This window comes from Amycolatopsis sp. NPDC000009, from assembly GCF_055563465.1.
In genome coordinates, this window is sequence record NZ_JBVHDI010000019.1 from 1 (window position 1) to 23,254 (window position 23,254).

At 68.9% G+C, this 23,254-nt stretch carries 26 protein-coding genes; 9 read left to right on the forward strand and 17 right to left on the reverse strand.

All coding sequences use genetic code 11. The features are described from left to right. The first annotated feature begins 400 nt into the window (after nucleotides 1-400). Complete coding sequence (locus tag ACZ3HL_RS34610; RefSeq protein ID WP_465419259.1) at nucleotides 401-1,171, forward strand: SGNH/GDSL hydrolase family protein; 771 nt, start codon at nucleotides 401-403, stop codon at nucleotides 1,169-1,171. Here the strand turns inward: ACZ3HL_RS34610 and ACZ3HL_RS34615 are convergent. Genes ACZ3HL_RS34615 through ACZ3HL_RS34635 form a run of 5 tightly spaced genes read right to left on the reverse strand, consistent with a single transcriptional unit; the run spans nucleotide 1,162 to nucleotide 3,839 of the window. After that, nucleotides 1,162-1,734 carry a TetR/AcrR family transcriptional regulator gene (locus tag ACZ3HL_RS34615; protein ID WP_465419263.1) on the reverse strand — a complete coding sequence of 191 codons (573 nt, stop codon included), beginning with the start codon at nucleotides 1,732-1,734 and terminating at the stop codon, nucleotides 1,162-1,164. The genes ACZ3HL_RS34610 and ACZ3HL_RS34615 overlap by 10 nt on opposite strands. Before the next feature lie 50 nt (nucleotides 1,735-1,784). After that, the gene (locus ACZ3HL_RS34620) at nucleotides 1,785-2,297 is read right to left on the reverse strand and encodes an SRPBCC family protein (protein WP_465535686.1); all 513 of its coding nucleotides are present in this window, start codon (nucleotides 2,295-2,297) and stop codon (nucleotides 1,785-1,787) included. After that, nucleotides 2,219-2,536 (reverse strand): metalloregulator ArsR/SmtB family transcription factor, encoded by a 318-nt coding sequence (locus ACZ3HL_RS34625; RefSeq protein WP_257486959.1) that lies wholly within the window; start codon nucleotides 2,534-2,536, stop codon nucleotides 2,219-2,221. The genes ACZ3HL_RS34620 and ACZ3HL_RS34625 overlap by 79 nt, the downstream gene beginning before the upstream one ends. After that, nucleotides 2,536-2,922, reverse strand: a complete 387-nt coding sequence (locus ACZ3HL_RS34630; RefSeq protein WP_465535504.1) for a VOC family protein — start codon at nucleotides 2,920-2,922, stop codon at nucleotides 2,536-2,538. The genes ACZ3HL_RS34625 and ACZ3HL_RS34630 overlap by 1 nt, the downstream gene beginning before the upstream one ends. Before the next feature lie 32 nt (nucleotides 2,923-2,954). Next, nucleotides 2,955-3,839: a hypothetical protein gene (locus tag ACZ3HL_RS34635; RefSeq protein ID WP_465535506.1), complete on the reverse strand. Its 885-nt coding sequence runs from the start codon at nucleotides 3,837-3,839 to the stop codon at nucleotides 2,955-2,957. A gap of 215 nt (nucleotides 3,840-4,054) precedes the next feature. On the opposite strand from ACZ3HL_RS34635, the gene ACZ3HL_RS34640 reads away from it, so the two are divergent. From ACZ3HL_RS34640 to ACZ3HL_RS34650, 3 genes are read left to right on the forward strand one after another with little or no spacing between them, the layout of a single operon-like run. Further along, nucleotides 4,055-4,639 (forward strand): NADPH-dependent FMN reductase, encoded by a 585-nt coding sequence (locus ACZ3HL_RS34640; RefSeq protein ID WP_465419269.1) that lies wholly within the window; start codon nucleotides 4,055-4,057, stop codon nucleotides 4,637-4,639. Next, on the forward strand, nucleotides 4,636-6,078 hold the full coding sequence (locus ACZ3HL_RS34645) for a DHA2 family efflux MFS transporter permease subunit (protein WP_465535508.1): 1,443 nt from the start codon (nucleotides 4,636-4,638) through the stop codon (nucleotides 6,076-6,078). The genes ACZ3HL_RS34640 and ACZ3HL_RS34645 overlap by 4 nt, the downstream gene beginning before the upstream one ends. After that, on the forward strand, nucleotides 6,075-6,449 hold the full coding sequence (locus tag ACZ3HL_RS34650; protein ID WP_465535510.1) for a MerR family transcriptional regulator: 375 nt from the start codon (nucleotides 6,075-6,077) through the stop codon (nucleotides 6,447-6,449). The genes ACZ3HL_RS34645 and ACZ3HL_RS34650 overlap by 4 nt, the downstream gene beginning before the upstream one ends. Here ACZ3HL_RS34650 and ACZ3HL_RS34655 read toward each other — a convergent pair. Continuing rightward, the gene (locus ACZ3HL_RS34655) at nucleotides 6,439-6,711 is read right to left on the reverse strand and encodes a hypothetical protein (protein WP_465535512.1); all 273 of its coding nucleotides are present in this window, start codon (nucleotides 6,709-6,711) and stop codon (nucleotides 6,439-6,441) included. The genes ACZ3HL_RS34650 and ACZ3HL_RS34655 overlap by 11 nt on opposite strands. Between ACZ3HL_RS34655 and ACZ3HL_RS34660 the strand changes: the two genes are divergently transcribed. Next, entirely contained in the window at nucleotides 6,710-6,916 is a 207-nt protein-coding gene (locus ACZ3HL_RS34660) for a hypothetical protein (RefSeq protein WP_465535514.1), read from the forward strand. The two genes, ACZ3HL_RS34655 and ACZ3HL_RS34660, sit on opposite strands and share 2 nt — an antisense overlap. Nucleotides 6,917-6,976: 60 nt before the next feature. Here the strand turns inward: ACZ3HL_RS34660 and ACZ3HL_RS34665 are convergent, their stop codons facing one another. The 6 genes from ACZ3HL_RS34665 to ACZ3HL_RS34690 all read right to left on the reverse strand — a co-directional run bounded on the left by ACZ3HL_RS34665 (nucleotide 6,977) and on the right by ACZ3HL_RS34690 (nucleotide 12,062). Next, nucleotides 6,977-8,323 carry an SPFH domain-containing protein gene (locus ACZ3HL_RS34665; protein ID WP_185927112.1) on the reverse strand — a complete coding sequence of 449 codons (1,347 nt, stop codon included), beginning with the start codon at nucleotides 8,321-8,323 and terminating at the stop codon, nucleotides 6,977-6,979. 58 nt (nucleotides 8,324-8,381) lie between these two features. Continuing rightward, nucleotides 8,382-8,813, reverse strand: coding sequence for an NfeD family protein (locus tag ACZ3HL_RS34670; protein ID WP_465419277.1), 432 nt, complete (start codon nucleotides 8,811-8,813; stop codon nucleotides 8,382-8,384). A gap of 95 nt (nucleotides 8,814-8,908) precedes the next feature. Further along, a complete protein-coding gene (locus ACZ3HL_RS34675; protein WP_465535516.1) occupies nucleotides 8,909-9,724 on the reverse strand; it encodes a DUF3097 domain-containing protein in 816 nt (271 codons plus the stop codon). Nucleotides 9,725-9,821: 97 nt separating this feature from the next. Continuing rightward, nucleotides 9,822-10,715 carry an aminoglycoside phosphotransferase family protein gene (locus ACZ3HL_RS34680; protein ID WP_465535518.1) on the reverse strand — a complete coding sequence of 298 codons (894 nt, stop codon included), beginning with the start codon at nucleotides 10,713-10,715 and terminating at the stop codon, nucleotides 9,822-9,824. Then, nucleotides 10,700-11,482, reverse strand: coding sequence for an SCO1664 family protein (locus ACZ3HL_RS34685; protein WP_465419283.1), 783 nt, complete (start codon nucleotides 11,480-11,482; stop codon nucleotides 10,700-10,702). Before ACZ3HL_RS34685 ends, ACZ3HL_RS34680 begins: the two co-directional genes overlap by 16 nt. Nucleotides 11,483-11,486: 4 nt before the next feature. Continuing rightward, nucleotides 11,487-12,062, reverse strand: coding sequence for a DUF3090 domain-containing protein (locus ACZ3HL_RS34690; RefSeq protein ID WP_465419285.1), 576 nt, complete (start codon nucleotides 12,060-12,062; stop codon nucleotides 11,487-11,489). Between the two features lie 121 nt (nucleotides 12,063-12,183). Between ACZ3HL_RS34690 and ACZ3HL_RS34695 the strand changes: the two genes are divergently transcribed. From ACZ3HL_RS34695 to ACZ3HL_RS34710, 4 genes are read left to right on the forward strand one after another with little or no spacing between them, the layout of a single operon-like run. Next, nucleotides 12,184-14,124, forward strand: a complete 1,941-nt coding sequence (locus ACZ3HL_RS34695) for a S9 family peptidase (RefSeq protein ID WP_465535520.1) — start codon at nucleotides 12,184-12,186, stop codon at nucleotides 14,122-14,124. Continuing rightward, nucleotides 14,121-15,008: a S66 peptidase family protein gene (locus tag ACZ3HL_RS34700; protein WP_465535522.1), complete on the forward strand. Its 888-nt coding sequence runs from the start codon at nucleotides 14,121-14,123 to the stop codon at nucleotides 15,006-15,008. Before ACZ3HL_RS34695 ends, ACZ3HL_RS34700 begins: the two co-directional genes overlap by 4 nt. A gap of 48 nt (nucleotides 15,009-15,056) precedes the next feature. Beyond that, a complete protein-coding gene (locus ACZ3HL_RS34705; protein WP_465535524.1) occupies nucleotides 15,057-15,683 on the forward strand; it encodes a class I SAM-dependent methyltransferase in 627 nt (208 codons plus the stop codon). A gap of 14 nt (nucleotides 15,684-15,697) precedes the next feature. Continuing rightward, entirely contained in the window at nucleotides 15,698-16,114 is a 417-nt protein-coding gene (locus tag ACZ3HL_RS34710) for a TIGR03668 family PPOX class F420-dependent oxidoreductase (protein ID WP_465535526.1), read from the forward strand. Between the two features lie 140 nt (nucleotides 16,115-16,254). Here ACZ3HL_RS34710 and mptB read toward each other — a convergent pair whose 3' ends face one another. From mptB to ACZ3HL_RS34735, 5 genes are read right to left on the reverse strand one after another with little or no spacing between them, the layout of a single operon-like run. Beyond that, on the reverse strand, nucleotides 16,255-17,814 hold the full coding sequence (gene mptB / locus ACZ3HL_RS34715; RefSeq protein ID WP_465535527.1) for a polyprenol phosphomannose-dependent alpha 1,6 mannosyltransferase MptB: 1,560 nt from the start codon (nucleotides 17,812-17,814) through the stop codon (nucleotides 16,255-16,257). A gap of 14 nt (nucleotides 17,815-17,828) precedes the next feature. Continuing rightward, a complete protein-coding gene (gene nikE / locus ACZ3HL_RS34720; RefSeq protein ID WP_465535529.1) occupies nucleotides 17,829-19,499 on the reverse strand; it encodes a nickel ABC transporter ATP-binding protein NikE in 1,671 nt (556 codons plus the stop codon). Next, on the reverse strand, nucleotides 19,496-20,401 hold the full coding sequence (locus ACZ3HL_RS34725) for an ABC transporter permease (RefSeq protein WP_465419302.1): 906 nt from the start codon (nucleotides 20,399-20,401) through the stop codon (nucleotides 19,496-19,498). The genes nikE and ACZ3HL_RS34725 overlap by 4 nt, the downstream gene beginning before the upstream one ends. Further along, nucleotides 20,398-21,429 (reverse strand): ABC transporter permease, encoded by a 1,032-nt coding sequence (locus ACZ3HL_RS34730; protein WP_465535531.1) that lies wholly within the window; start codon nucleotides 21,427-21,429, stop codon nucleotides 20,398-20,400. Before ACZ3HL_RS34730 ends, ACZ3HL_RS34725 begins: the two co-directional genes overlap by 4 nt. A gap of 7 nt (nucleotides 21,430-21,436) precedes the next feature. Next, the gene (locus ACZ3HL_RS34735; protein WP_465419524.1) at nucleotides 21,437-23,221 is read right to left on the reverse strand and encodes an ABC transporter substrate-binding protein; all 1,785 of its coding nucleotides are present in this window, start codon (nucleotides 23,219-23,221) and stop codon (nucleotides 21,437-21,439) included. Nucleotides 23,222-23,254: the final 33 nt, after the last annotated feature.

Sequence of the window (23,254 nt, forward strand, 5' to 3'; positions counted from 1 at the left end):
AGCTTCCTCGGCCCTTGCGGCGACCGATCTCCACGGATCTCGAACAACACAACCCCTGAACAAGCCAGGTGTTGCAACCACCACTAGAACCCAAGATGAAGGGGGCCTTCACGTACTAGGTGAACCCCGCCCGCCTTCAGCTCCCGCTCACAGCAGTCCACGTAGGTCGTCGCTCCCATCGCCGCGAAGCCGTCAAGAGCCGTGGTGAGCACGACGTCGGCAGGGGCGGCCGCGTGCGTGTCCTGCCACGGCCAGTGGCGGGGTTCGTCCGCGCTGGAAGTAGGCGCCGGACGGCCGACGTTGACAGTGGCCGCTACCACGCGCTAACCAGTGCGTCAACTCTCTGTCGGATAGTGCGCCCGCCGCTTCCCGAACCACACCGCGTCAGTAGCATCGAGCGGTGTTTCGTACTACAAGCAAGCGCTTAGTCAGCCTTGGGGACTCCTTCACCGAGGGTGTCGGCGACGAGGACCCGTCGTCGCCCAATGGCGTCCGCGGCTGGGCCGATCGCGTCGCGGGCACCCTCGCGGCCAACCACCAGGACTTCCGTTACGCCAACCTCGCGATCCGCGGCAAGCTCCTCGGGCAGGTCGTCGCGGAGCAGCTCGACCCGGCGCTCGCCCTGAACCCGGATCTCGTGACGCTGTACGCGGGCGGCAACGACCTGATGCGGCCGAAGGTCGACATCGACGCCCTCATCGACGACTACGACGTCGCTGTCGGCAAGGTCGTGGCCACCGGTGCGCGGGTCGTCCTCTTCACGGGAGTCGACGGGGTCGAAGACGCGTTGTTCCGCAGGATCCGTGGCCGCGTCGCGATCTACAACGAGCACGTCCGCGGAATCGCGGCCCGGCACGGAGCACTGCTGGTGGACATGTGGGCGATGCGGCAACTGCGGGACAGGCGGCTGTGGGCGCCCGACCGCCTGCACTTGAACTCGTTGGGACACAACGAGATCGCCATCGCCGTCCTCGACGCGCTCGGCGAACCGCACAAGCTGACGCCCGCCGAACTCGGACCGCGACCGCTGCTGAGCCCGCAGGCGCGGCGCACCGAGAATCTCCAGTGGGGCAAGGAGCACGCTGTCCCGTGGATCAAACGCAGGCTGCGCGGGGAATCTTCGGGCGACGCGCTCGCGCCGAAGCGGCCGACGATGGAGCCCTACGCCTGACGCGGCCGAAGCCCGTCGAAGAGGACGCAGATCGTCCGGGCCCGGAACTCCGGTCCGGCATGCTCCGCCGCCTTCGCCGTTCCGATGATCACCGCGATCAGCTCGTCGACGCCGATGTCCTTGCGGACGTCGCCGGCATTCTGCGCCCTGCCGAGCAGTACGCCTAGCGCGTCCTTGAGGCGGACGCCGATGACCGACCCGGCCGACGGCACGGTGACTCCGGCCGCCGACAGCGCTTCGAAATAGGCGTTCTTGGCACCCGCCATCTCGATCCAACCGGTCAGGAAGCCGAAGAACGTGGCGCCGGGGTCAGGCGACTCGACGGCTACCGTGGCCTCCGCTTCGTCGGCGAAGCGGTGAAGACGTGCGAAGAGCACCGCCTCCAGAAGCGCTTCTTTCGTCGGAAAGTGCCGGAAGACGGTGCCGACCCCGACGCCTGCTTCGCGGGCGACCTCCTCAGTCGGCGCACTGGTGCCTTTGGCCGTGAAGACGCGCTCCGCGGCCTCCAACACCCGTGTGCGGTTACGGCGGGCATCGGCTCGGAGCGGTTTCTCGTCCGTCACAGCGGGGATCCTAGACCCGCTGTCGAGGGCCGGTCCGGCGGATCGCTCCTCTAGTCCGTCATCTCGTCCAATACGCGTGCCAACGCCTTCGGAACTCTAGTGCGCCAGCCGCCGCCCATGATCCGGCGCGACATCCGCTGGAACTCGTCGTCGGGGTCGAAGCCCTCGTGGCTGAGGAACAGCCGGGTGCCGCGGCCCTCCGGTTCGAGCCGCCAGGTGACCGTCCACTCTGGACCCCAGCTGATCCTGAGCAACCGCTCCGGTTCCACGGCAAGCACCTCGCAGGCGACCGGGCCGCCCGCGAAACCGGCGGCGGGAACCGGGTCGGCGAGCAGCTGGAACCGGTGTCCCACAACGGGTTTGATATCGTTCGGCATCCGAAGCCAGCGTTCCAGCAGCTCCGGTTCGGTCAGCGCGCGCCACACCTTGCGCGGTGGATGCGCCAGGAACTGGTCGACGTGAACGGCCGTGGGATCGTCGTCGTTCAGAAGTCCTCCTCGTCCAGCAGGTCGCGCAGGTCGCCCAGTTTCCCGCGCCAGTACCGCTCGTACGGCGAAAGCCAGTCGGAGACCACCCGCAGCGGCGCGGCCTCGAGAGAGTAGACGCGATTGCGGCCCTGCCGCTCTTCCCGGACGAGGCCGGCTTCACGCAGCACCCGAAGGTGTTCCGACAGGCTCGGCCGCCGCATGTCGAACCGTTCGGCGATCTCCCCCGCCGCCCGCGGGCCGTCGAGGAGGATGCCGAGAACTTCGCGGCGGGCCGGATTGGCGAGCGCCGCGAAGACGTCGTCGTTGACCGGCATCAGCGCGGCCAGTTCCCGTAACCCGAGGGTTCGAGCAGGCCCATCGCGTTGCCGTCGGGATCTTTCAGGGTGGTCACGCGACCCCACGGCATCTCCTCCGCGTCCCCGACCTCGACACCCTGCGTACGGAGTTCCGCGATGTCGGCATCGACGTCGGTGGTGCTCAGCTGGAAGTGCACCCGGGTGTCAGGGTCCAGGTCGCCGACAGCGCGGTCCACGAGGACGATCCCGGTGTCCGCGCCCTTGGGGCCGACCATGACGAACGGGCCGTGCGGACCGCTGACGTCGACGAGCAGGTCGAAGCCCAGCTTGCCGACGTAGAAGTCCCGTGCCTTCGCCTGATCGGAGACCGGCACGGTGAGGAACTGGATGCGGTCGATGTTCATACCCGAACAATACGTAGGATAATTCCTACATGTCAACCGACGACAAGGAACATCTGGGCACCAAGAGCGTCAGGAGTCGCCCGGGCATCGCCGAACACCGCCGGCCTGCGGACGATTCCAGCCGCTTCCAAGGCATCCATGAGGCTCCAGATCAGCTCATGGGCGGCCACGACCACACCGGAGCCCGGAACGTCCCGCAGCAGTGCCGAGACGACCTTCGCCGCGATCCGCAAGCCGACCGCGTGGACGGGATCGGACTCCTGTCGCCTGATGATCGGAATCATCGGCCTTCCGCCGTCGCCGACGAACGTCCACGAGTCTCCGCTGCCGGCCACGAGAGCTTCGTCGCGCCCCGCCGCACGCAAAGCCGGCCTCAGCGCCGGAGATCCGGCCAGCCGATTCAACGCCCTCACCGTCGGGTCCGACCAGACCATCGTCACTCCGGCCCCTGGTTCCTTGACCTCGTTCGTCCCCATCGCTCCGTCCCGCGGCGGGTAAACCGCCCAGAAGGCACCATTCCAATAAGGACGTTCGACACTGAGCTCGCCCGCAGGGAGCAAGCCGCCGGACCGGAGAACGTCCCAGACAAGCCCGTCGATCACGTAGCCGAAGAGCACCGCGTAGGCACAGTGAGCCAGTTCCCGGCCGGCCAAGACGTCGGTGAACGCGGAAACGTCGGCCGCGATTTCCGGCGCGATCGCATCGGCCAGGACGGCCATCCTGGCGCGCAACGCGGCCGTCTCCCGCGAACCGAGCACGGGAAACGTGGTCACCAGCCGATCACCTTCGACCGCGACGAGGTGGTACGCCCGCAGCAACGCGATCTGGCTCTCCAGCGCGTCGATTCCTTGCCGTCGTAGTTCCTCGCGACTGACGCCCCGGCGCGCGTGGAAGAGAAGGCGGCCATTGTCGTCCATCTTCACGACATGATGCGGAGTGCTCCTGGCACCGAGACAAAAGCAGTGGAGCCCCCATTTCGCCAGGTCGTCCGGGTCATCTCCTAGGTGATCCATAACCGAAGACATACCACACCGTCAGCCCTACAACCTCTACCTAAATAGAGGTCCAGGGTTCGTGACCAGGGACGCAAGAGCTTGAGTTCGCCTATGGACGAACTTTTAGCGTCGTCGTCATGAGCGAAGAGACCACCGCCCAGTCCCCCGTCCGTCTCGCCGTGATCATCGGCAGCGTCCGCCACGAACGGTTCGCCGACGCCATCACCGGCTGGCTGCTGACCGAACTCTCCGCGATCGACGGTCTGGAGGTCGACCCCATCGACCTCGCCGACGTCGATCTCCCGCTGCAGGGCACGCGCCCCGGCGGCACCCGAACGGCGATCAGCGACCGGCTCCACACGGCCGACGCCTATCTCGTCGTCACGCCGGAGTACAACCACAGTTTCCCGGCGGCACTGAAGAACGCGATCGACTGGCACTTCACGGAATGGGCGTACAAGCCCGTCGGGTTCGTCGGTTACGGCGCCGGTTCGGGCGGCATCCGCGCGATCGAGCAGCTGCGGCTGATCTTCCCCGAGCTGCGCGCGACCACGATCCGCGACGCGGTCCTGCTGAACGCGCCGTGGACCCGTCTCGGGCCGAACGGTTACGAGGGCACCGAAGGCGAACGCGGCGCGCTGGCCGCGACGATGACCGAACTGACCTGGTGGGCCCGCACCCTGCGCGCCGGACGCGTCGCGGACCAGGCGAGTGCGGCATGAACCGCCTGACCGCGCGAGAACTGCGCATCGCGGCGGTGATCGCGCTCGGCGGACTGATGGCCGTTCTCGACACCACGATCGTCGCCGTCGCGTTGCCGCGGTTCATGACGACCTTCTCCGCGTCGCTCACCACGATCCAGTGGATCGTGACCGCCTACGCGCTCGGCATGGTCGCGGCGATGCCACTCGCGGCGTCCTTCGCGCAACGGTGGGGAGCACGCCGGGTGTACCTGGCCGCACTACTGGTGTTCGCGGTGGCGTCCGCGGCCGCCGGAGCCGCCGGCGATCTGGGCTGGCTGATCGCCGCACGAGCGGTGCAGGGCCTCGCCGGCGGCCTGATCAACCCCTTGGGGATGACCATCGGTTTCGGCACGGTGGCCCCGGAACGCCGGAGCCGGATGACCGCGATCACCGGTCTTCCCCTGCTGATCGGGCCGATCCTCGGCCCGGTGCTCGGCGGGGTCCTGCTGGACGGCCTGTCGTGGCGGGCACTGTTCTTCATCACCGTTCCGCCGGCTCTGCTCGCCGTCGTGGGCGTGCTTCGGTGGGTGCCCGCCGATACCCCGTCGGCGGAACGCGCTCCGATCGATTTCGCCGGTGGCCTGCTGCTCGTCCCCGGCGTGGTCGCGGTGGCGTACGGATTCAGCGAAGAAACGCTCGGGATGGACCTCCGGTCGGCCATCGTCGCCGCCGGACTGATGCTCATGGCCGTGTTCATCCGAAGGTCGTGGACCCATCACGCGCCGCTGCTGAACGTCCGGCTCCTGCGTGACCGGACGTTCGGCCGCAACACCGCCGTCCTCGTCCTCTACGCCGCGCCCTACTTCGGCTCGATGCTGTTGATGCCCGCCTACGTTCAGGTGATGCGCGGTGATTCGCCCATGACGAGTGCGTTGATGATGGTCCCGGGAGCGATCGGGATGGGCATCACCATCCAGTTCGCCGCCCGCGTCCTGGAACGCTTCGGCCCGAGGATCGTCGTCGGGACGGGACTGAGCCTGGCGATCGTCTCGACCGCCCTGACGGTGCTCGTCCTCGCGCCGGACACTCCGTACCTGGTACTGGGGATCTTCGGAGTGCTCCAGGGAGCGGGCACCGGAGCGATCATGATGCCCACCATCGTGAGCGCGGGCCGCGAACTGCGCGGCCCGGATCTCGCGTCCGGTTCCGCGATCCTCCCCCTGGCCAGCACCATCGCGAGCGCGGTCGGCACCGCGGTGGTGAGCGCGGTGTTCACCGGACTGATCGCGACCGCCACCGCCGGGCAGGGTCTCACCGCGCTGAGCGATCCGGGTTCGGCGCTCACCGGGGAGGTCGTCGACGCGTATCGTCTGACTCTCGTCGGAGTCCTCGCGGTCATGGTGCTCGCCCTGGTGGTCAGGGTGCGGACACGGCCCGCCCCGGCGGCGGAACCCACCACGGTACGGAGCGCAGCATGACGACGTCGACACTCTCCCCGCTCGATGCCCGGCTGACCGTCAGTGAAGTCGCGAGCAAAGCCGGGGTCTCGGCGAACGCCGTCCGGTACTACGAGCGCTACCGCGTCATCACCGCGGAACGGACCGCGGGCAACGCGCGCCGGTTCACGATCGACGCCATCTGCCGGATCCGGCTCGCGGTCGCCGCCCAGCGGGTCGGGCTCAGCCTCGCCGAGAGCGCGGAGATCCTGGCCGAGATCCCGCCGATGTCCCCCGATCTCGAACAGTGGTCGCGGGCGGGGCAACGGCTAATCGACGCGGGGCAGGCTCGTATCGCCGAACTGGCCTCGGTGGTCGACGAGTACCGGACGCTCGAGTTCCTCAGGAGCTGAAGGATCCTTCCGCCGCGCATGACCAGCGGAACGCAGGACGGTTCTCGAGACCGGGGTAGGCCACGGCCATACCCCGGTCAGGGGACATCGACCACAGGCGCGCCCCGGGCGACGCGGCATGATCCACCCAGTCCGTCGACCAGGCGGGTACGTAGCGCTCGTAGATGCGTCGAATCCGGGGCAAATCCTTGTCTTCCAGTCTCGCGGGGCCGGTCATCCGGACCTGGCGGACGTCATCGGGCGGGTCGAACGTCGCGATCATGACGGCGACCTCACGATTGCCTCGTGCCGCGGCCAAGAACGGCGACGGCCGACCGTCGGACAGCGGGGTGTGGAACCACAACCGGCCCTCCTCGGCAAGGAACCACATCATCGCCAACGCCGGAGTCCCGCGGCTGGTGGCGATGGCGACGCTGGCAGGCAGGCTCGACCGTGCTGGAGGCCCCGCGTTCGGGCCAAGTACATGAAGGCCCCCTTCCTTACGTCTAGCGCAAGGAAGGGGGCCTTCATGTACTTCGAAGAGACGGTCAGCGCTGCGGCGGCGGACCACCCTGCGGACCGCCGAACGGCCCCTGTTGCGGGAACGGGCCGCTGCCCGGCCCCTGCGACGGCGGCCCCTGGTACGGGCCGCCCTGCGGACCGGCGGGCGGCTGCGCCTGCGGCAACCGAGTGGCAGGCGGGGCCTGCGGCGGCTCCGGAGCGGCCTCCGGTTCGGGAGCGGGAGCGGCCTTGGGAACCTGACGCGGAGCAGGCGGCTCCTGGCGCGGCGTCGCGACACCCAGCGCCGGAACTTCCTTGCGCGCCACGGCTTCCGCGGCCGCGACGGCCTCGGCGACCTTCGGGTCGCTGGAGGTGTCGAACCAGCCCTGAACCTCTTCGTCCTCCAGGTCCGGCTTCTCGACCGGGTCTTCCTTCGGCGGCTCGTAGCGGAACACGCCGTCGTCGCCGGGTGCGCCGAGCGCGCGGGCGAAGCCCTCCAGGGCCTTGCCGTAGTCGCTCGGAATCATCCAGACCTTGTTCGCGTCGCCCTGCGCCAGCTGCGGCAGGGTCTGCAGGTACTGGTATGCCAGGACCTCGGGCGTGGGACGCCCGGCCTTGATCGCCGCGAAGACCTTCTCGATGGCCTTCGCCTGACCCTGTGCCTGCAGGTACCGAGCGGCACGTTCACCCTGTGCGCGCAGGATCCGCGACTGCCGCTCGGCCTCGGCGCTCAGGATCGCGGCCTGCTTGGCACCTTCGGCCGCGAGGATCTGGCTCTGCTTCTGGCCTTCCGCGGTCTTGATCGCCGATTCGCGCTGACCTTCGGCGGTGAGGATCATCGCGCGCTTCTCACGGTCGGCGCGCATCTGCTTCTCCATCGAGTCCTGGATGGAGGGCGGCGGGTCGATCGCCTTCAGCTCGACGCGGGCGACGCGGATGCCCCAGCGGCCGGTGGCCTCGTCGAGCACGCCGCGCAGCTGGCTGTTGATCGAGTCACGCGAGGTCAGCGTCTGTTCGAGGCTCATGCCACCGACGACGTTACGCAGGGTCGTGGTGGTCAACTGCTCGACACCGACGATGTAGTTCGAGATCTCGTAGACCGCGGCTCGCGAGTCGGTGACCTGGAAGTACACGACCGTGTCGATGGACACCGTCAGGTTGTCCTCGGTGATCACGGGTTGCGGCGGGAACGAGACGACCTGCTCGCGGAGGTCGATCCGCGCCCGGACCTTGTCCAGGAAGGGCACCAGAAACGTCAGGCCGGGAGAAGCCACCGTCCGGAACCGGCCCAGCCGTTCGATCACTGCGGACTGTGCCTGCGGCACGACCATGATCGCCTTGACCACGACGACGACCACGAACAACGCGAGCAGTCCGACGACGATGAACACCACTGTCTCTGACAACTACCTTCCCCTTACGTAGAAACCTGTTGCGGCGCGGCCGTCCGGCTCACAGCTCGGCCGAGACGACCGCCGTGGCACCCGAGATCTCGACGACCGTCACCGATGTACCCGGGGCGATCGGTTCCCCGCCGGTCATGCTCCGTGCCGACCAGACGTCGCCAGCCAGCTTCACCTGGCCCGTATCGCCGTCCACTGTGGACACTACTACCGCCCGTGCGCCGATCAGCGCGTCGGTGTTGGTCTTGATGTCCGGCCCCGCGAGGAACCGGCGTTTGAGGGTCGGCCGGACGAGGACGAGCATTCCGACCGAGGCGACGGCGAACACCGCGACGTCGATGAACGGGTTCCCGGTCAGGGCGGCCGAGCCCGCCCCGAACAGAGCTCCGACACCGACCATGAGCAGGAACAGATCACCCGAGAGCAGCTCGGCGATGATCAAGAGAATGCCGGCGATCAGCCAGATGAGCGCGCCTGTCATGCGTTCATGCTCCCAGATCGCGCCGATTCATACCGGAGAAGCGAATCCGACGTGACCGACGCGTGACCTTGAGTGACCTCGCACAAACCGGGCATTCAGGACTCTTCGCCCGGGTCCGAGACGAAGTCGATGAGCCGTTCCACCGCTCCGATCAGCGGCGTTTCCAGATCCCGGTAGCTGCCGACCGCCGCCAGGATCCGCTGCCAGCCCTCCCAGGGCTCGCCCCAGCCGAGCGCGTCGCAGACGCCCTGTTTCCACTCCGTGCCGTGCGGGATCTTCGGCCAAGCACGGATGCCGACGACCGACGGCTTCACGGCCTCCCAGATGTCGATGTACGGATGCCCGGTGATCAGCACGTTCTCGTCGCGGATCGCGTCGACGATCCGGGACTCCTTGCTCCCCGCGACCAGGTGGTCGACCAGCACGCCGAGACGGCGGCCGGAGCCGGTCCCGAACTCGTCGATGCGATCGGACAGCACATCCACCCCATCGAGTGGTTCCACCACCACGCCTTCGACTCGCAGGTCGTGACCCCAGACCCGTTCGACGAGTTCGGCGTCGTGCTTGCCCTCCACCCAGATGCGCGAATCACGGGCGACCCGCGCCTTGAGCCCCTGGACCTGGACCGACCCGGACGCCGAGATCCGCCGTGCCGGGGCTTTCGGTGCGCCCTTCGACGGCACCAGCGTCACCGGCTTGCCTTCGAGCAGGAAACCCGCGGGATTCAGCGGGAACACGCGGTGCTTGCCGTGCCGGTCTTCGAGGACGACGTTGCCGTACTCGATCTTCACCACGGCACCGCAGTAACCGCTGGCCGGGTCTTCGACCACGAGCCCCGGCTCCGCGGGCACCTCGGGGATCTTCCGCTTGCGCGGACCGGACAAGACGTCGTCGTACGAATGGGAGCGCACGGCGCCCGACGCTATCGGTGCCCGCGGCCGACGTCTCCCCGCCACGCCGGTCAGGCGGCCATCCAGCGCCCTGCCGACGTCGATCGCGGACTCGGGTTCACCTGCAGAACGACAGCATCGTGTCCACGAACGGGGTCCGCTCGCCCCGCTCCAGCGGGCGCATCACGAACAGCGGCGCGAGCGCGACACACCACGCGCGCACTCGTCCGGCGTCGAAACCCGGCAGATGCGGCGCGATGGCGTCGAAGCCGTCTTCGAGCGTTCCGCCGTCGCGCATCGGCAAGGTGACCCAGTCCGCCAGATCGAACGACGGGTCGCCGGCACTGGGCCGCGGGTCGATCGCGACCGCTCCCCGCCCGGGCCCGCCGTCGAGGACGTTGCCCGGATGCAGGTCCCCGTGCACGATCGCGTTCCCTCCTCCACCGGCCGCGAGTTCGAGCGCCCGCAGCCGCGCGCGATCGAGGGTCTCCAGCGAGAGCGTGGCCTCGGCCACCGAGCCGCGCAGCCCGCGCTCGGCGAGCCGGTACATGAAGACGACACGGTCTTCCAGCGGCGGGAAATCCGGCGGCGGAGTCACCGAGTGGATCTGGGTCAGCAGGTCGCCGACCTCGGCCCACGGCACGTTCGCCCCCGCCTCCAGCAGCTGCGTACCAGGGTCGATGCCCTCCAGCAGGATCGCCCCGGCGGCGAGATCCGCGTCGAGCACCTGCACGACCCGCGAGCAGCCGTCCCACGCCCCCAACGCGGCCGCTTCCGATTCCGCGATCGTGTGATCCGGGGTCAGTTTGAGGACCTTCTTCAGTCCGTCGTCTCCGTGGCAGATCAAGGTCCGGCCGGTATTGCCCGGTTTGGCGTCGACGACGGTGAGCCCCCACCGGGCGGCCAGCCGCTCCACGAGGGCGGGCAGCTCGTCACACCACCTCGCGACGTCCTCGCCGAATCGCTTGAGCAGACGCGCACGCGCCTCGTCGTCGATCAGAACAGCGGCCACGGGATCGCGCGCCAGTCGTCGCCTGGCTCGGGGAAGACCCCTTCCGCCAGGAGCAGTTCGGTGCGCTCGGCCAGCGCGCGGACCTCGAAACCGGTGAGGTGCTCGCCGAGTGCGGCACCGAGTTCACCGTCCAACTTCTCGCGAAGGCCGCGAAGCTTGCCGACCTCGGCATCGGTCAACCGCTCGCCGATCCAGCCCCAGAGCACCGTCCGCAACTTCGGGTCGGTGTGCAGGCAGATCCCGTGATCCACGCCGTAGATCCGGCCGTCGGCGCCGGCGAGCACGTGACCGCCCTTGCGGTCGGTGTTGTTGACCACGATGTCGAGTACGGCCAGCTCCCGCATACCCTGCCGGTCCGCGTGCGCGAGCACCGCGGGTTCGCCGTCGCGATCATGCGCGTGCAGCACGACACGCCAGTCCTCCGGCAGGCTCTCCGGTGACCGGACGTCGACGAGTTCCTCGTCGGTGGTCTCGATCCACAGCTGGACCATGCCCGGCCCGAACGGCCCGTCACGCAGCACCGTGGGCGGGATCGCGCCGAGCCCGGACGCGTCGGCGACCATGGCCGTCGCGACCTCGCGGCCGGCGAGCGTCCCGTCCGGGAAGTCCCACAACGGCCGCTCACCGGAAACGGGCTTGTACACGACGTTCCCGGTGACGCCATCGAGCTCGATCGCGCAGAACAGCGTGACGTTGGAGGCGTCGACGAGCCTGCCTTCGACGTCGATCTTGCCGCGCGTCACCAGCTCCCGCGAAGACTCCTCCACCTCGTCAGTCCTCGAGGACGTCGACGTCGCGCCGGTACCCGTTCTGGCGTGGGCAGATGTGACCCGCCGGGTCGAGCGGTTCGGCGCACAGCGGGCACGGCTTGCGGCCGGCGTTGACCACGCGGTCCGCCCGTTCCGCGAACGCGCGCGCCGCGCCAGGGCTCAGGAAGACGCGCACGGCGTCCGGCCCTTCTTCGGTGTCGTCCAGAACGACCGTTTCGTCCACCTCGCCCTCCGTCATCGCGAGCAGCTCGATGACGACGGCACTGCTTTCGGCGTCCCAGCCGAGCCCCATCGTGCCGACGCGGAACTCCTCCTCGACCGGAACGGCCAGGGGGTCGACGTCGAGGAGCTCGTCGGGCGCGTCGTCCGGTACGTCCGCGCCGAACCGGCTGGCGACCTCTTCCAGCAGCGAGCTGAGCCTCTCGGCCAAGACCACCACCTGCTGTTTTTCGATCGTCACACTGATCGTGCGGACGTCCTCGGACGCCTGGAGGTAGAACGTGCGGTCGCCGGGCTCACCGACGGTTCCTGCGACGAACCGGTCGGGCTGGCGGAAGACGTGGATTACGCGAGACATGGCACCTTTGACACTAGGCCACGGCCCCATGATCGGCATCCGCCGCCCCAAGGTTAAGCCCAGGGCGAAACCGCCGCGCCCCGGGCCGTCACGGGCAAAGGGACGAACCTAGTCTTCAACCGTGGTTGAGATCGCCCCTTACGGCACCTGGACGTCTCCCCTGTCGGCCGCCGCAGTCGCGGCCTCGGGAGTCAGCGCGCAATGGCTCGATACCGTGGGAAACGAGGTCTGGTGGGCCGAAGCGAGAACCGGTGAAGGCGGCCGCGTGACCCTCGTGCGGTCCCGCGGCGATGGCAAGGTCGAAGACGTCCTTCCCGCCCCGTGGAGCGTCCGGAACCGGGTCCACGAGTACGGCGGCCGGCCCTGGCTCGTCCTCGGCGACGTCCTGGTCTTCACCCACTGGGCCGATCAGCGCGTCTACCGCCGCGACCTGACCACCGGCCAGACGACACCCCTGACCCCGGAACCGGCGACCCGGCACCAGATCCGCTACAGCGACCTCCGGCCCGGCCTCCCCGGCGAGGTGTGGCTGGTCCGCGAGCGCGGCACCGGCCCCCGGCGCGTCGACATCGCCCGGGATCTCATCGCGGTTCCCCTCGACGGTGCCCCGGAACGGGTTCTGACGGCGAGCCATCACTTCCTCACCGCGCCGCGGCTTTCGCCCGACGGCACGCGCGCGGTCTGGATCGGCTGGAACCACCCCGCGATGCCGTGGGACGGCACCGAACTGTGCGTCGCCGAACTCGAGCGGGACGGGACGTTCGGGCCCCACCGGGTAGTCGCCGGCGCGGCCGACATCTCCGTCTGCCAGGTCGAATGGGAGTCGGCGGACAGCCTGCTGGCGTTGCTCGACCCGGACGGCTGGTGGAACCTGCACCGCGTCGGGCTCGACGGCGGCATCACCAACCTGGCCCCGACGGAACAGGAGATCGGCGGCGCGCAGTGGAAACTCGGCACGCGCTGGTTCACCCCGCTCGGCGACGGCAGGTTCGCCGTCATCGCGTCGGGCAGGCTCGCCGTCCTCGACGAAGCGACGCGGGAAGTGACCCCGGTGGTGGCCGCCGCCGAGCTCACCGCGTGGTCCACCAACGGTTTCGCCTTACACGAAGGTGGCATCGTCGGCGTCGCGGCGGGCCCGAAGCGCGAAGGCGCCGTCGTGAAAGTCGGTCTCGACGGCGGGACGGTGACCGAACTCGCCGCGGCACCTGAACCGCCATCGCCCGCCTACCTGTCGACGCCCGCGGAACGGATCTTCAAGACCGACGACGGCGACCGGATCCCGGCCTTCGTCTACCTCCCCGCGAACGCCGACTTCGCCGCGCCGGACGGGGAACTGCCGCCCCTGCTCGTGTACCCGCACGGTGGGCCGACCGGGCGGGACAGCGCGGTGCTCGACTACGAGATCGCCTACTTCACCAGCCGCGGGATCGCCGTCGTCACGGTGAACTACGGCGGCTCCACCGGCTACGGACGCGCGTATCGCGAGCGGCTGCGGGAACAGTGGGGCGTGGTCGACGTCGCCGACTGCGTCACCGTCGCCGAAGCCCTCGCCGCCGAAGGCACGGTCGACGGCGACCGGCTGGCCATCCGCGGCGGCAGCGCGGGCGGGTACACCTCCGCCGCCTCGCTGACCACCACCAAGACCTACCGCGCGGGCACCGTGATGTACCCGATCCTCGACCTCACACAATGGACCGGCGACGGCGGCGAGACGCACGACTTCGAGTCCCGCTACCTCGACGGGTTGGTCGGACCGCTGCCGGAGGCCGCGCAGCGCTACCGGGACCGGTCGCCGATCAACAACGCGGGCACCCTCGCCGGCCCGTTGCTGTTCCTGCAGGGGCTGGAGGACGAGATCTGCCCGCCCGAGCAGGCCGACCGGTTCGTCGCCGGACTGGAAGGGCGCGGCATCGAACACGCCTACCTGAGGTTCGAGGGCGAGCAGCACGGCTTCCGGAAGGCGGAGACGATCGTGGCCGCGCTCGAAGCGGAGTTGTCGTTCTACGGTCAGATCCTCGGCTTCGAGACACCCGGCGTGCCGAAACTCCGGCTGAGCCGGTGAGGCCACCGAAGACGCGGCCGGGTGACACCATCGCCTTGGTCGCCCCGGCGGGGCCGGTCCCGCCGGATCTCGTCGAGAAGGCGTTGCCGCTGCTCCGCGGCTGGGGCGTCGATGTCCACGTCGGTGATTGCGTCCGCGCGACCTCCGCCGGTTATCTGTCCGCTTCCGACGAGGCGCGGGCCGCGGAATTCACCCGAGCCTGGCTGGACCCCGGAGTCACGTGCGTTCTCGCCGCCCGCGGCGGCTACGGCTCGCAGCGGATGCTCGACCTGCTCGACTGGACGGCGCTGAAGGCGGCCGGGCCCAAGATGTTCGGCGGATCGAGCGACGTCACCGCGCTGCACCGGGCGGTGAACGTCCACTTGGGACTGGAGACGCTGTTCTCCCCCATGCCCGCGACCACCCTGTTCGACGCGGTGGCCGCCGAACATCTGCGGCTGTCGTTGTTCGAACCCGAGAGCGTGCGGCTGATCGCCTCACCGACGTCGTCGCCCCTCGTACCGGGTACCGCGACCGGAACGCTCATCGGCGGCAACCTCGCCCTGCTGACGTCGGGCCTCGGCACCCCTGAGCAGGGCACGGGACGTGAGACGCTCGTCCTCCTGGAGGACGTCACCGAGAGCCCCTACCGGATCGACCGGATGCTGACCCAGCTGCTGCGTTCCGGCTGGCTCGAAGGCGTTCGAGGGTTCGTGCTGGGTTCGTGGAAGTCCTGCGGTGAGCCGGCGGCGATCCGAGCCCTGATGCTCGATCGCCTCGGTCCCCTCGGCGTACCGATCGCCTGGGATTTCGGCGTCGGCCACGTCCCGGCGTCGCCGACCATCCCCCTCGGCGCACGGGCCACCCTCGACGCCGATGCGGGCACGCTCCTCGTTTTGCCATAACGGCAACGGAACTTGCGGACCGGGCCGGGCCGGAGGCATCTTGCGGTCATGGATGCCACACAGCAGTTCTGGGAAGACTTCTACCGGGACAAGGATCAGGTCTGGAGCGGGAAGGCGAACCCGATCCTGGTGAACGAGGTCGCCGCGCTCACGCCGGGAACGGCACTCGATCTCGGCTGCGGCGAGGGTGGCGACGCCATCTGGCTGACGCAGCAGGGCTGGCGGGTCACCGCCGTCGACATCTCGGACGTCGCGCTCGAACGTGCCGCCGGACACGCGGCCGAGGCGGGTGTCGATGGCATCGTCTGGGAACGCCACGACCTGGCGAAGTCGTTCCCGGAAGGGCGCTTCGACCTCGTCTCCGCGCAGTTCTTCCACTCCCCCGTCGCGGAGGACGGCGAGCGGGACAAGGCACTCCGCCGCGCCGCGGAAGCCGTCGCGCCGGGCGGCACGCTGGTGGTCGCGGGCCACGCGGGCTGGCCGACCTGGATGGAAGAGCCGCCGCACAAGGACGTCCATTTCCCGACCACCGCCGAAGTGCTCGAGTCGCTGGCACTGGCCGACGGCGAGTGGACCGTGGAACGACAGGAACTGATCACCCGCGACTTCCCGGGACCGGAGGGGCAGCAGGGAACGCGTTCGGACAACGTGCTCCGCGTGCGCCGCTCGGGCTAGGTACCGTTTTCGGCATGCGGATGACGCCTGCCGAAGCCCGGTCACGGTTCGAAGGCGAGCGGATAGCGAGGCTGGCGACGACGGGTTCGGACGGCGTGCCCCACGTGGTGCCGGTGACGTTCGTTCTCGAAGGCGACTCGGTGGCGTTCGCGATCGACCACAAACCCAAGAGCACGACGGCGTTGCGGCGGCTCAAGAACATCACGGAGAACCCGGTGGTCAGTTTCCTGACCGACCACTACGACGAGGACTGGGCCGGACTGTGGTGGGCTCGGGCCGACGGTGTCGCCCGGGTGCTGACCGATCCCGGCGAGCAGGCACTGCCGGCGCGGCTGCTGCGGGAGAAGTATCCGCAGTACAAGGCGCAGCCTCCTCCGCATGCCGTGGTGACCACGCTCGTTCACTCGTGGAGCGGGTGGCGCGCTTCCTGAGCTTTTTTGGCCTTGTTGCCGTTTCGCGGCAACAAGGCCATCGCCATGCCGTATAGGTCGTTATACATTTTGCCTGTCCCCAATGTGGCATTGGAGACGCTGAGTGTCCCCAATGCCGCATTGGGGACACCAGACCAGCGTCAGGACCGAGGAGCCTCGACGGGCAGGAACTGCTCCACCGGCTTCCCCCGCCAAGCGGCGATGATCCCCAGCGGGTCCGGCCGCAGCAGCGAAGCGGCCGCGTACACGCTCGCCGCGACGACGCCGGCCATGAACCACCAGTCGTACAGCGCCTGCTCCCCCGTCGGGTAGTAGACCAGCGTCACGAACACCGACACCGCCACGACGACCGCGAGGTTCCGGCGGCGCCACTCGAATGCGGAAAGAACGACGAAACCCCAGGTCAGGTACCACGGCAGCGAGGGCGGCGGGACGATCGCGCCGGCCAGCAGCACGATCGCCATCCGATGGATCGCCGGATAGCCGCCGTCGCGGGCGAGCCACCACTGCCAGCCGGCGAAGACGAACAGGCCGACCATCGCGATCGCCCGGAACACCGTGACGAACGGCGAGACCTCGACGTCGATCACCAGGTTCACCAGCGAGTAGAAGATCTCGCCGATCCCGGTCGGGAAGTTCATCCAGTTCGCGATCAGCGTCGGCGCCTTGAGCCCGGTCAGCCAGCCGAGGTTGACCGAACCCAGCGACAGCCAGGTGCCCGCGACGAACACCGGCAGGAAGATCCCGACCGACGCGGCACCCGCGCGGAAGAAATTGACCACCTTCCGGTCGCCGGGCAGGTGGTTCGCCCACACCCAGACCAGGAACGGCAGCGCCCAGGCCGCGGTGGGTTTGATCAGCATGCCTATGGTGACCAGAACGATCGCGACGACGTGCTTACGCTCCAGCGCGGCCAGGACGCCGACGGTGAGGAAGCCGAGCATCAGCAGGTCGTTGTGCGGTCCGCCGACGAGGTGGATCACCGTCATCGGGCTGGCGATGGCGAGCCACAAGGTGATCGGCAGCTTGCCGCCGAGGTGCTTGACCAGCCGCGGCAGCGACCACAGCATCCCGATCAGGCCGATCATGAGCACCAGCCGGGTCGCGATGACGCCGGCGATCATGTCGTTGCCGGTGACCGAGACGATCCCCTTGGCGACCAGCAGGAACAGCGGGCCGTACGGCGCGGGCGTGGTCTGCCACAGCGGGTGGACGTTCTGCACGACGTCCGGCAGCACGGCCAGCTCGGCCGGGCCGTTGGCGTACGGGTCGAGCCCGTTGAGCAGCTGCGCGCCCTGTGCGAGGTACGAGAAGACGTCGCGGGTGAACAGCGGCGGCGAGACCAGCAGCGGCGCCATCCAGCAGGCGGCGGCGATGACGATCGGGCGGCTGCCGATCCGGCCCGCGAGCGCGTAGCGGCCCAACCGGACCCACGCCCAGATGATCAGCGCGAAGCCCGTGTAGAGCACCACGTTGGCGAGGATGCGGCCGTGGCCGTAGCGGATCCACGACAGTGGTCCGTGCCCCAATATCGGGTCATGGACGAGAGTGCCACCGGCACCGAGCGCCGCCAGCATCAGCAGCGTGCTGCCTATGGTTCCCATCGCGATGGTGCGGTACGGGAACCGGGAAGGCACCCGGAGCCGCTCGCCGAGGGAACCGGCCGAGGGCGTCTGCTGGGGGTCTGTCGTGGTCGCCATTTCGAGATTGGAGGTTACACACCGCGCCTGTGCGAGTGCGCGGCAATGGGTGTTTCCCGTGCCGTTCCACCGGGCAACGCGGCGAGCAGCGACTTCGTGTAGTCGTGCTTCGGGTCCAGCAGGACCTCCTCCACGGTGCCCACCTCCACCAGCTCGCCGCGGTACATCACGGCGACCCGGTCGGCGATGTTCCAGGCCAGCCCGAGGTCGTGGGTGATCACCAGCCCGGCGAGACCCAGTTCACGCCGCAGGCGCAGCAACAGCGCGAGGATCTCCCCTCGCACCGACGCGTCGAGCGAGGCCACCGGTTCGTCCGCCACGATCACGCCGGGGTCCAGCGCGAGCGCGCCCGCGATGACGACCCGCTGCCGTTGCCCACCCGACAGCTCGTGCGGGAGCCGGTCGAGGAACTTCTCCGCGGGCCGCAACTCGGCCGCTTCGAGGGCATTCGTGACGATCTCGTGCTCGTTCGCGCCCATTCCGTGGATGCGGGGGCCTTCCGCGACGGCCTCGTAGACCGTGTGGTTCGGGTTCAGCGCGCTCGTCGGATCCTGGAGCACCAGCTGGACCTGCCGCCGGTACGCCTTCAGCCCGGCACCGCCGAGCGGCACCGGCTTGCCGTCGTACCGCACCGCGCCGGAATCGGGTTTCTGCAGCCCCAGCAACGTCCTGGCGAGCGTCGTCTTGCCCGACCCGGACTGGCCGACGAGCGCGACGATCTCGTCCTTCCGCACCTGGAGGCTGACCCCGGCGACCGCGTTGATCCGCTTGCCGGTGCGGTCACGGAAGCTGACGCGCAGATCCTCGGCCTCCAAGAGCGCCGGCTGGTCGCCGGTGCGCTCGGGCTCCGGTGGTAACGGCGTGCTCGTCGCCGGCGCGAACCGGGACACCGGATCGCCGACGGTCGGGAACGCGGCCGCCAGTGCCTTGCTGTGCTCGTGATGCGGCGCGCTCATCAGCTCGGCGCTCGGCCGTTCCTCGACGATCTCGCCGTCGTACATCACCGCGATCCGCCGGCAGGTGGCGGCGAGCACCGACAGATCGTGACTGATCATGATCAGCCCGATCCCCTGCTCGGCGACCAGCCTGCCCAGCAGGTCGAGCACCTGCGCCTGGACGACGACGTCAAGCGCGGTCGTCGGCTCGTCCGCGATGATCAGCCGCGGCGAACAGGCGAGCGCCATCGCGATCATGACGCGTTGTTTCTGCCCGCCGGACAGTTCGTGCGGGTACGCCCCGGCGCGGCCGTGCGGAAGGTCGACCTGTTCGAGCAGTTCCTTGACCTTGGCCTGGATCTCGGCGTCCGACGGTGCCTTGCCGCCTGGCGGGTGCAGGCGGATCGGCTCCGCGATCTGCTCGCCGATCTTCCGCACCGGGTTGAGCGCGTGCATCGCGCCCTGGAAGACGACCGACGCCTCGGCCCAGCGCACCGCGCGCAGCCTGCCCCACTTCATGGCGGCGACGTCTTCGCCGTCCAGCAGGATTTCCCCGCTGACCTTCGCCGACCGCGGGAGCAGCCGCAGCACGCTCATCGCGACCGTCGACTTCCCCGACCCCGACTCTCCCGCGACGCCGAGGGTGTCGCCGGGTTCGAGCACGAGATCGACCCCGCGGACGGCGACGACCTCGCCGCCGCCGGTGGCGTAGGTGACGCCGAGGTTCTTCAGTTCCAGCAAGGGGCTCATGAGTGCTGTCCCTTCAGGCGCGGGTTCAGCACGGTCTCCAGCGCGCGTCCGACGAGGGTGAAAGCGAGGACGACCACGACGATCGCGATACCCGGCGGCAGCAGGTTCCACCAGGCACCCTTGCTGATCGCGCCGTTGTTCAAGGCGGTCTGCAGCATGGCTCCCCAGGAGACGGTGTTCGGGTTGCCGACGCCGAGGAACGCCAGCGTCGCGTCCGCGATGACGGCGTTGCCGACGACGAGCGTGGTGTTGGCCAGCACGAGCGGCATGACACCGGGAAGGACGTGCTTGCCGACGATGTGCAGGTGTCCGCCGCCGAGGGCTTTCGCGCGCTCGATGTACGGGCGGCCCTCGATCGTGAGGGTCTGCGCGCGGACCAGACGCGCGGTGCTCGGCCAGGCGGTGACGCCGATCGCGATGATCACCGTCATCGTGCCCTGATCCAGCACGGAGGCCAGCGCCACGGCGAGGACGAGCGACGGCAGCACCAGGAAGAAGTCCGTGAACCGCAGCAGCAGCCCGGACAACCAGCCGCCGAAATGCGCGGCCGCGATCCCGATGACGGTGCCGATCAGCACCGAGAGGAACGCCGCCGAGAAGCCGGTGAGCAGCGAGATCCGCGCTCCCCAGAACGTCATCTGCAGCACCGAACGGCCGTCGATGTCGGTGCCCAGCCAGAACTCCCCGCTGGGCGGGTCCAGGGAAGCGCCTTCGGCCTTGGTGACGTCGAGACCGGACTCGTCCGAGATCACCGGCGCGAGGATGGCCAGCAGCGTGAGGACACCGAGGAAGACCAGCCCGAAGACGCCCGCCTTGTTCGTCGTGAACTCGTGCCAGCGCTTCGCCACAGACTCGCGGCGGCGGCGCCAGACGATCGAACCGGGTTTTTCCGCAGTGGTCATGCCGTCCGCACCCTCGGGTCGAGCACGCGGTAGAGCAACTCCGCGAGCAGGTTCATCAGCACCACCGCACCCGCGAGAGTGACGAAGACTCCTTGCAGGACAGGCAGATCAGGCCCGCGGAGCGCTTCGTAGAGCAGCTGCCCGAGCCCCGGCCAGCTGAACACGGCCTCGACCGAGACCGCGCCGGAGACCACCATGCCGAACTGCATGAAGACCAGCGTCACCGTCGGGAGCAGGGCGTTGGGCACGGCGTGCCGCTTGCGGACGAGGTCGTCCCGCAACCCCTTGGCCCGTGCGGTGGTGAGGTAGTCCGAGTTCATCTCGCCGATCAGCGACGACCGCATGACCAGCATGTATTGCGCGTAGAACACCACCAGCAGGGTCACGCACGGCAGGACCAGATGGTGCAGGACGTCGAGCCCTTCGCTGAAGAAGCCCGGCGCGACATCCGGGGAATGCATGCCGCGGCTGGGGAAGAGCCCGTTCGAGGCCACCAGCAGCATGAGCCCGAGCCAGAACTGCGGAACCGACCACAGCGTCAGCGCGATCCCGGTCTGGACCTTGTCGAACCTGCTCCCCCGGCGCCAGCCCGCGCGGATGCCGAGCCACAGGCCGAGTGCGACCGCGAGCACGGTCGCGCTGCCGACGAGCAGGATCGTCGGCCACAGCCGCTCGCCAATCATGTCGAAGACCGGGCGCCGCTGCAGATACGAGACGCCCATGTCGCCTTGGAGCAGGCCAAGGACGTAGTCCCAGAACTGCTGCAGCAGCGGCTTGTCCACGCCCATCTGCGCACGCAGTTCCGCCATCATCTTCGGATCGGTCGGCCGGTCGCGGACCATGAACCGCACGGGATCGCCGGGCAGCGTCCGGAACAGGAAGAACCCCAGCACGACGACGAGCGCGAGGCTCGCCAGCGCGCCGCCGATCTTGGAGAGCACGAACCGGGCGGTGCCGGTCCCGCCCCGGCGCTCGTCGGGATCGACGAGCGCCGGGGTCTTGTCGAGGGAACTGAGTGCTTCGGTCAACGCGCTCTTACTCCCGGTCGTCCGCCGACTTGCCGCGCCGCCCGAGCAGCACGCCGCCGCCGACGAGCACCACGAGCACGACCGCGCCGATGCCGATCCACAATCCGGTGTTGCCGCTCTCCTCGGCTCCGGCCGCGGCCGCGTCGGCCGGAGTGGCGCCGTAGACGCCCCAGTAGCCGGACTGCTCGAGGATCGCGCCGTCGGGCTGCGGCTGCTTGGTGAACGAGGAGAACTTGTCCGACCGGTAGGCCTCGAGCACGTTGTCGTAGTCGAGGACGACGTCGACGTACTCACCGGCCAGCACGGCCTGCGCCTGCTTGACGAGCTCGGCGCGCTTCGCCGGGTCGAACTCGGTCAGCTGCTTCTTGTACAGGTCTTCGTAGCGCGGGTCGCAGAAGAACGTCGCCGAGCTGCCGCCGTTGCCCTCGGCGTTCGGGCGGCCGGCGCAGGTGTTGAGGCTGAGGGCGTAGTCCGGGTCGGGCGAGGTGCCGTAGCCGGAGATCGCGAGGTCGTAGTTGCCCGCGGTGGTGCGGTCGTCCAGTTCGTCGTCGGAGACGAGTTCCTGCTTGACGCCGATGCCGACGTCCTTGAGCCAGCCGCTGACGAACTGCGCGACACGCTGGTCGAACGGCCGGTTCGCGTGACCCGCGAGCCGGAACTCCAGCTTCGCACCGCCGGGCGCGACACGGATGCCGTCCGCGCCCTTGGCGTAGCCGGCCTGGTCGAGGGTGGCGTTCGCGGCCGCGATGTCGAACTTGGTCTTCTCGGCGTCCGACGGAGACCAGGTGTAGGCCTTGTAGATGGCGGGCACGACACCGGTTCCGGGCTGGCCGTAGCCGTTCATCACCTTGTCCACGATGGTCTTGGTGTCGACGGCCTGCGCGATCGCCTTGCGGACGCGGATGTCCTTCAGGATCGGGTTGCCGTCACCGATCGGCTGGTCGAGGACGTTCTTGACGCCGAAGTTGATGATGAGCTCGTTGTACCGGCGGCCCGGCGCCTTGTTCGTGGTGATGTTCTTCTCGCCCTTGAGCGCGTCGAACTGCGTCGGCGTGAGCCGGTTGATGACGTCGACCTCGCCCTGCTTCAGCGCGTTGACCGCGGCCTCGGCGTCCTTGAACTGCAGCAGCTGGAGCTCGTCGACCTTGGGCGCGCCGCGCCAGTAGTCCTTGTTCGCCTTGAACTTCACGAACTCGTTCTTCTTGTACTCGGTCAGCAGATACGGCCCGCTGCCGACACCGACGACGGACATGTCGTCGGTCGAAGGGTCGTTGAGGTCCTTGATCGGCTCCCAGATGTGCTTGGGCACGATCGGGACGTCGAGCGAGGTCATACTCGCCTGCGGGGCCTTGGTCTTGATGACGAGGGTCTTGTCGTCCGGCGCCGCAACCGAGGCGAAGTTGGTGACGTAGCTGCCGTTCGCGGTGCGGGCGTTCTCGTCGTCGAGCATCCGCTGGAAGGTGTACGCGGGGTCCTGCGCGGTGACCGGCTTGCCGTCGGACCACTTCATCCCCTGTCGGATGGTGAAGGTCCAGGTGAGCTTGTCGTCGGAGGCCTTCCACGACTCCGCGATCCCACCCGTGGGCTGGGTGTCCTCGGCCGAGGGCAGGGTCAGGAACTCGTAGTTGAACCGGCCGACCTGGGTCGACGCCGCCAGCTGGGCGGTGAAGGGGTTCAGGTGGTCGATGCCGGTCGTGAGCGCCACCCGGAGGACCTTGCCCTGCTGCTGCGCCGCCGCGGCGGGCACGAAAGGCACCGTCGCGACCGCCGAAGCGGCGAGGACCGCGACCACGCGAAGACCGCGCCGTCGCCTGGGAAAACGCTC

What these genes read in the sequence shown, in the direction of transcription:
- ACZ3HL_RS34625 (WP_257486959.1), bottom strand. Translation starts at nt 2,536, where the DNA reads ATGCCGGTCAACGACGACGTCTTCGCGGCGCTCGCCAATCCGGCCCGC.
- ACZ3HL_RS34630 (WP_465535504.1), bottom strand. Translation starts at nt 2,922, where the DNA reads ATGAACATCGACCGCATCCAGTTCCTCACCGTGCCGGTCTCCGATCAG.
- ACZ3HL_RS34635 (WP_465535506.1), bottom strand. Translation starts at nt 3,839, where the DNA reads ATGGACGACAATGGCCGCCTTCTCTTCCACGCGCGCCGGGGCGTCAGT.
- ACZ3HL_RS34640 (WP_465419269.1), top strand. Translation starts at nt 4,055, where the DNA reads ATGAGCGAAGAGACCACCGCCCAGTCCCCCGTCCGTCTCGCCGTGATC.
- ACZ3HL_RS34645 (WP_465535508.1), top strand. Translation starts at nt 4,636, where the DNA reads ATGAACCGCCTGACCGCGCGAGAACTGCGCATCGCGGCGGTGATCGCG.
- ACZ3HL_RS34650 (WP_465535510.1), top strand. Translation starts at nt 6,075, where the DNA reads ATGACGACGTCGACACTCTCCCCGCTCGATGCCCGGCTGACCGTCAGT.
- ACZ3HL_RS34660 (WP_465535514.1), top strand. Translation starts at nt 6,710, where the DNA reads ATGACGGCGACCTCACGATTGCCTCGTGCCGCGGCCAAGAACGGCGAC.
- ACZ3HL_RS34655 (WP_465535512.1), bottom strand. Translation starts at nt 6,711, where the DNA reads ATGATCGCGACGTTCGACCCGCCCGATGACGTCCGCCAGGTCCGGATG.
- ACZ3HL_RS34670 (WP_465419277.1), bottom strand. Translation starts at nt 8,813, where the DNA reads ATGACAGGCGCGCTCATCTGGCTGATCGCCGGCATTCTCTTGATCATC.
- ACZ3HL_RS34690 (WP_465419285.1), bottom strand. Translation starts at nt 12,062, where the DNA reads ATGTCTCGCGTAATCCACGTCTTCCGCCAGCCCGACCGGTTCGTCGCA.
- ACZ3HL_RS34705 (WP_465535524.1), top strand. Translation starts at nt 15,057, where the DNA reads ATGGATGCCACACAGCAGTTCTGGGAAGACTTCTACCGGGACAAGGAT.
- ACZ3HL_RS34710 (WP_465535526.1), top strand. Translation starts at nt 15,698, where the DNA reads ATGCGGATGACGCCTGCCGAAGCCCGGTCACGGTTCGAAGGCGAGCGG.
- mptB (WP_465535527.1), bottom strand. Translation starts at nt 17,814, where the DNA reads ATGGCGACCACGACAGACCCCCAGCAGACGCCCTCGGCCGGTTCCCTC.
- nikE (WP_465535529.1), bottom strand. Translation starts at nt 19,499, where the DNA reads ATGAGCCCCTTGCTGGAACTGAAGAACCTCGGCGTCACCTACGCCACC.
- ACZ3HL_RS34725 (WP_465419302.1), bottom strand. Translation starts at nt 20,401, where the DNA reads ATGACCACTGCGGAAAAACCCGGTTCGATCGTCTGGCGCCGCCGCCGC.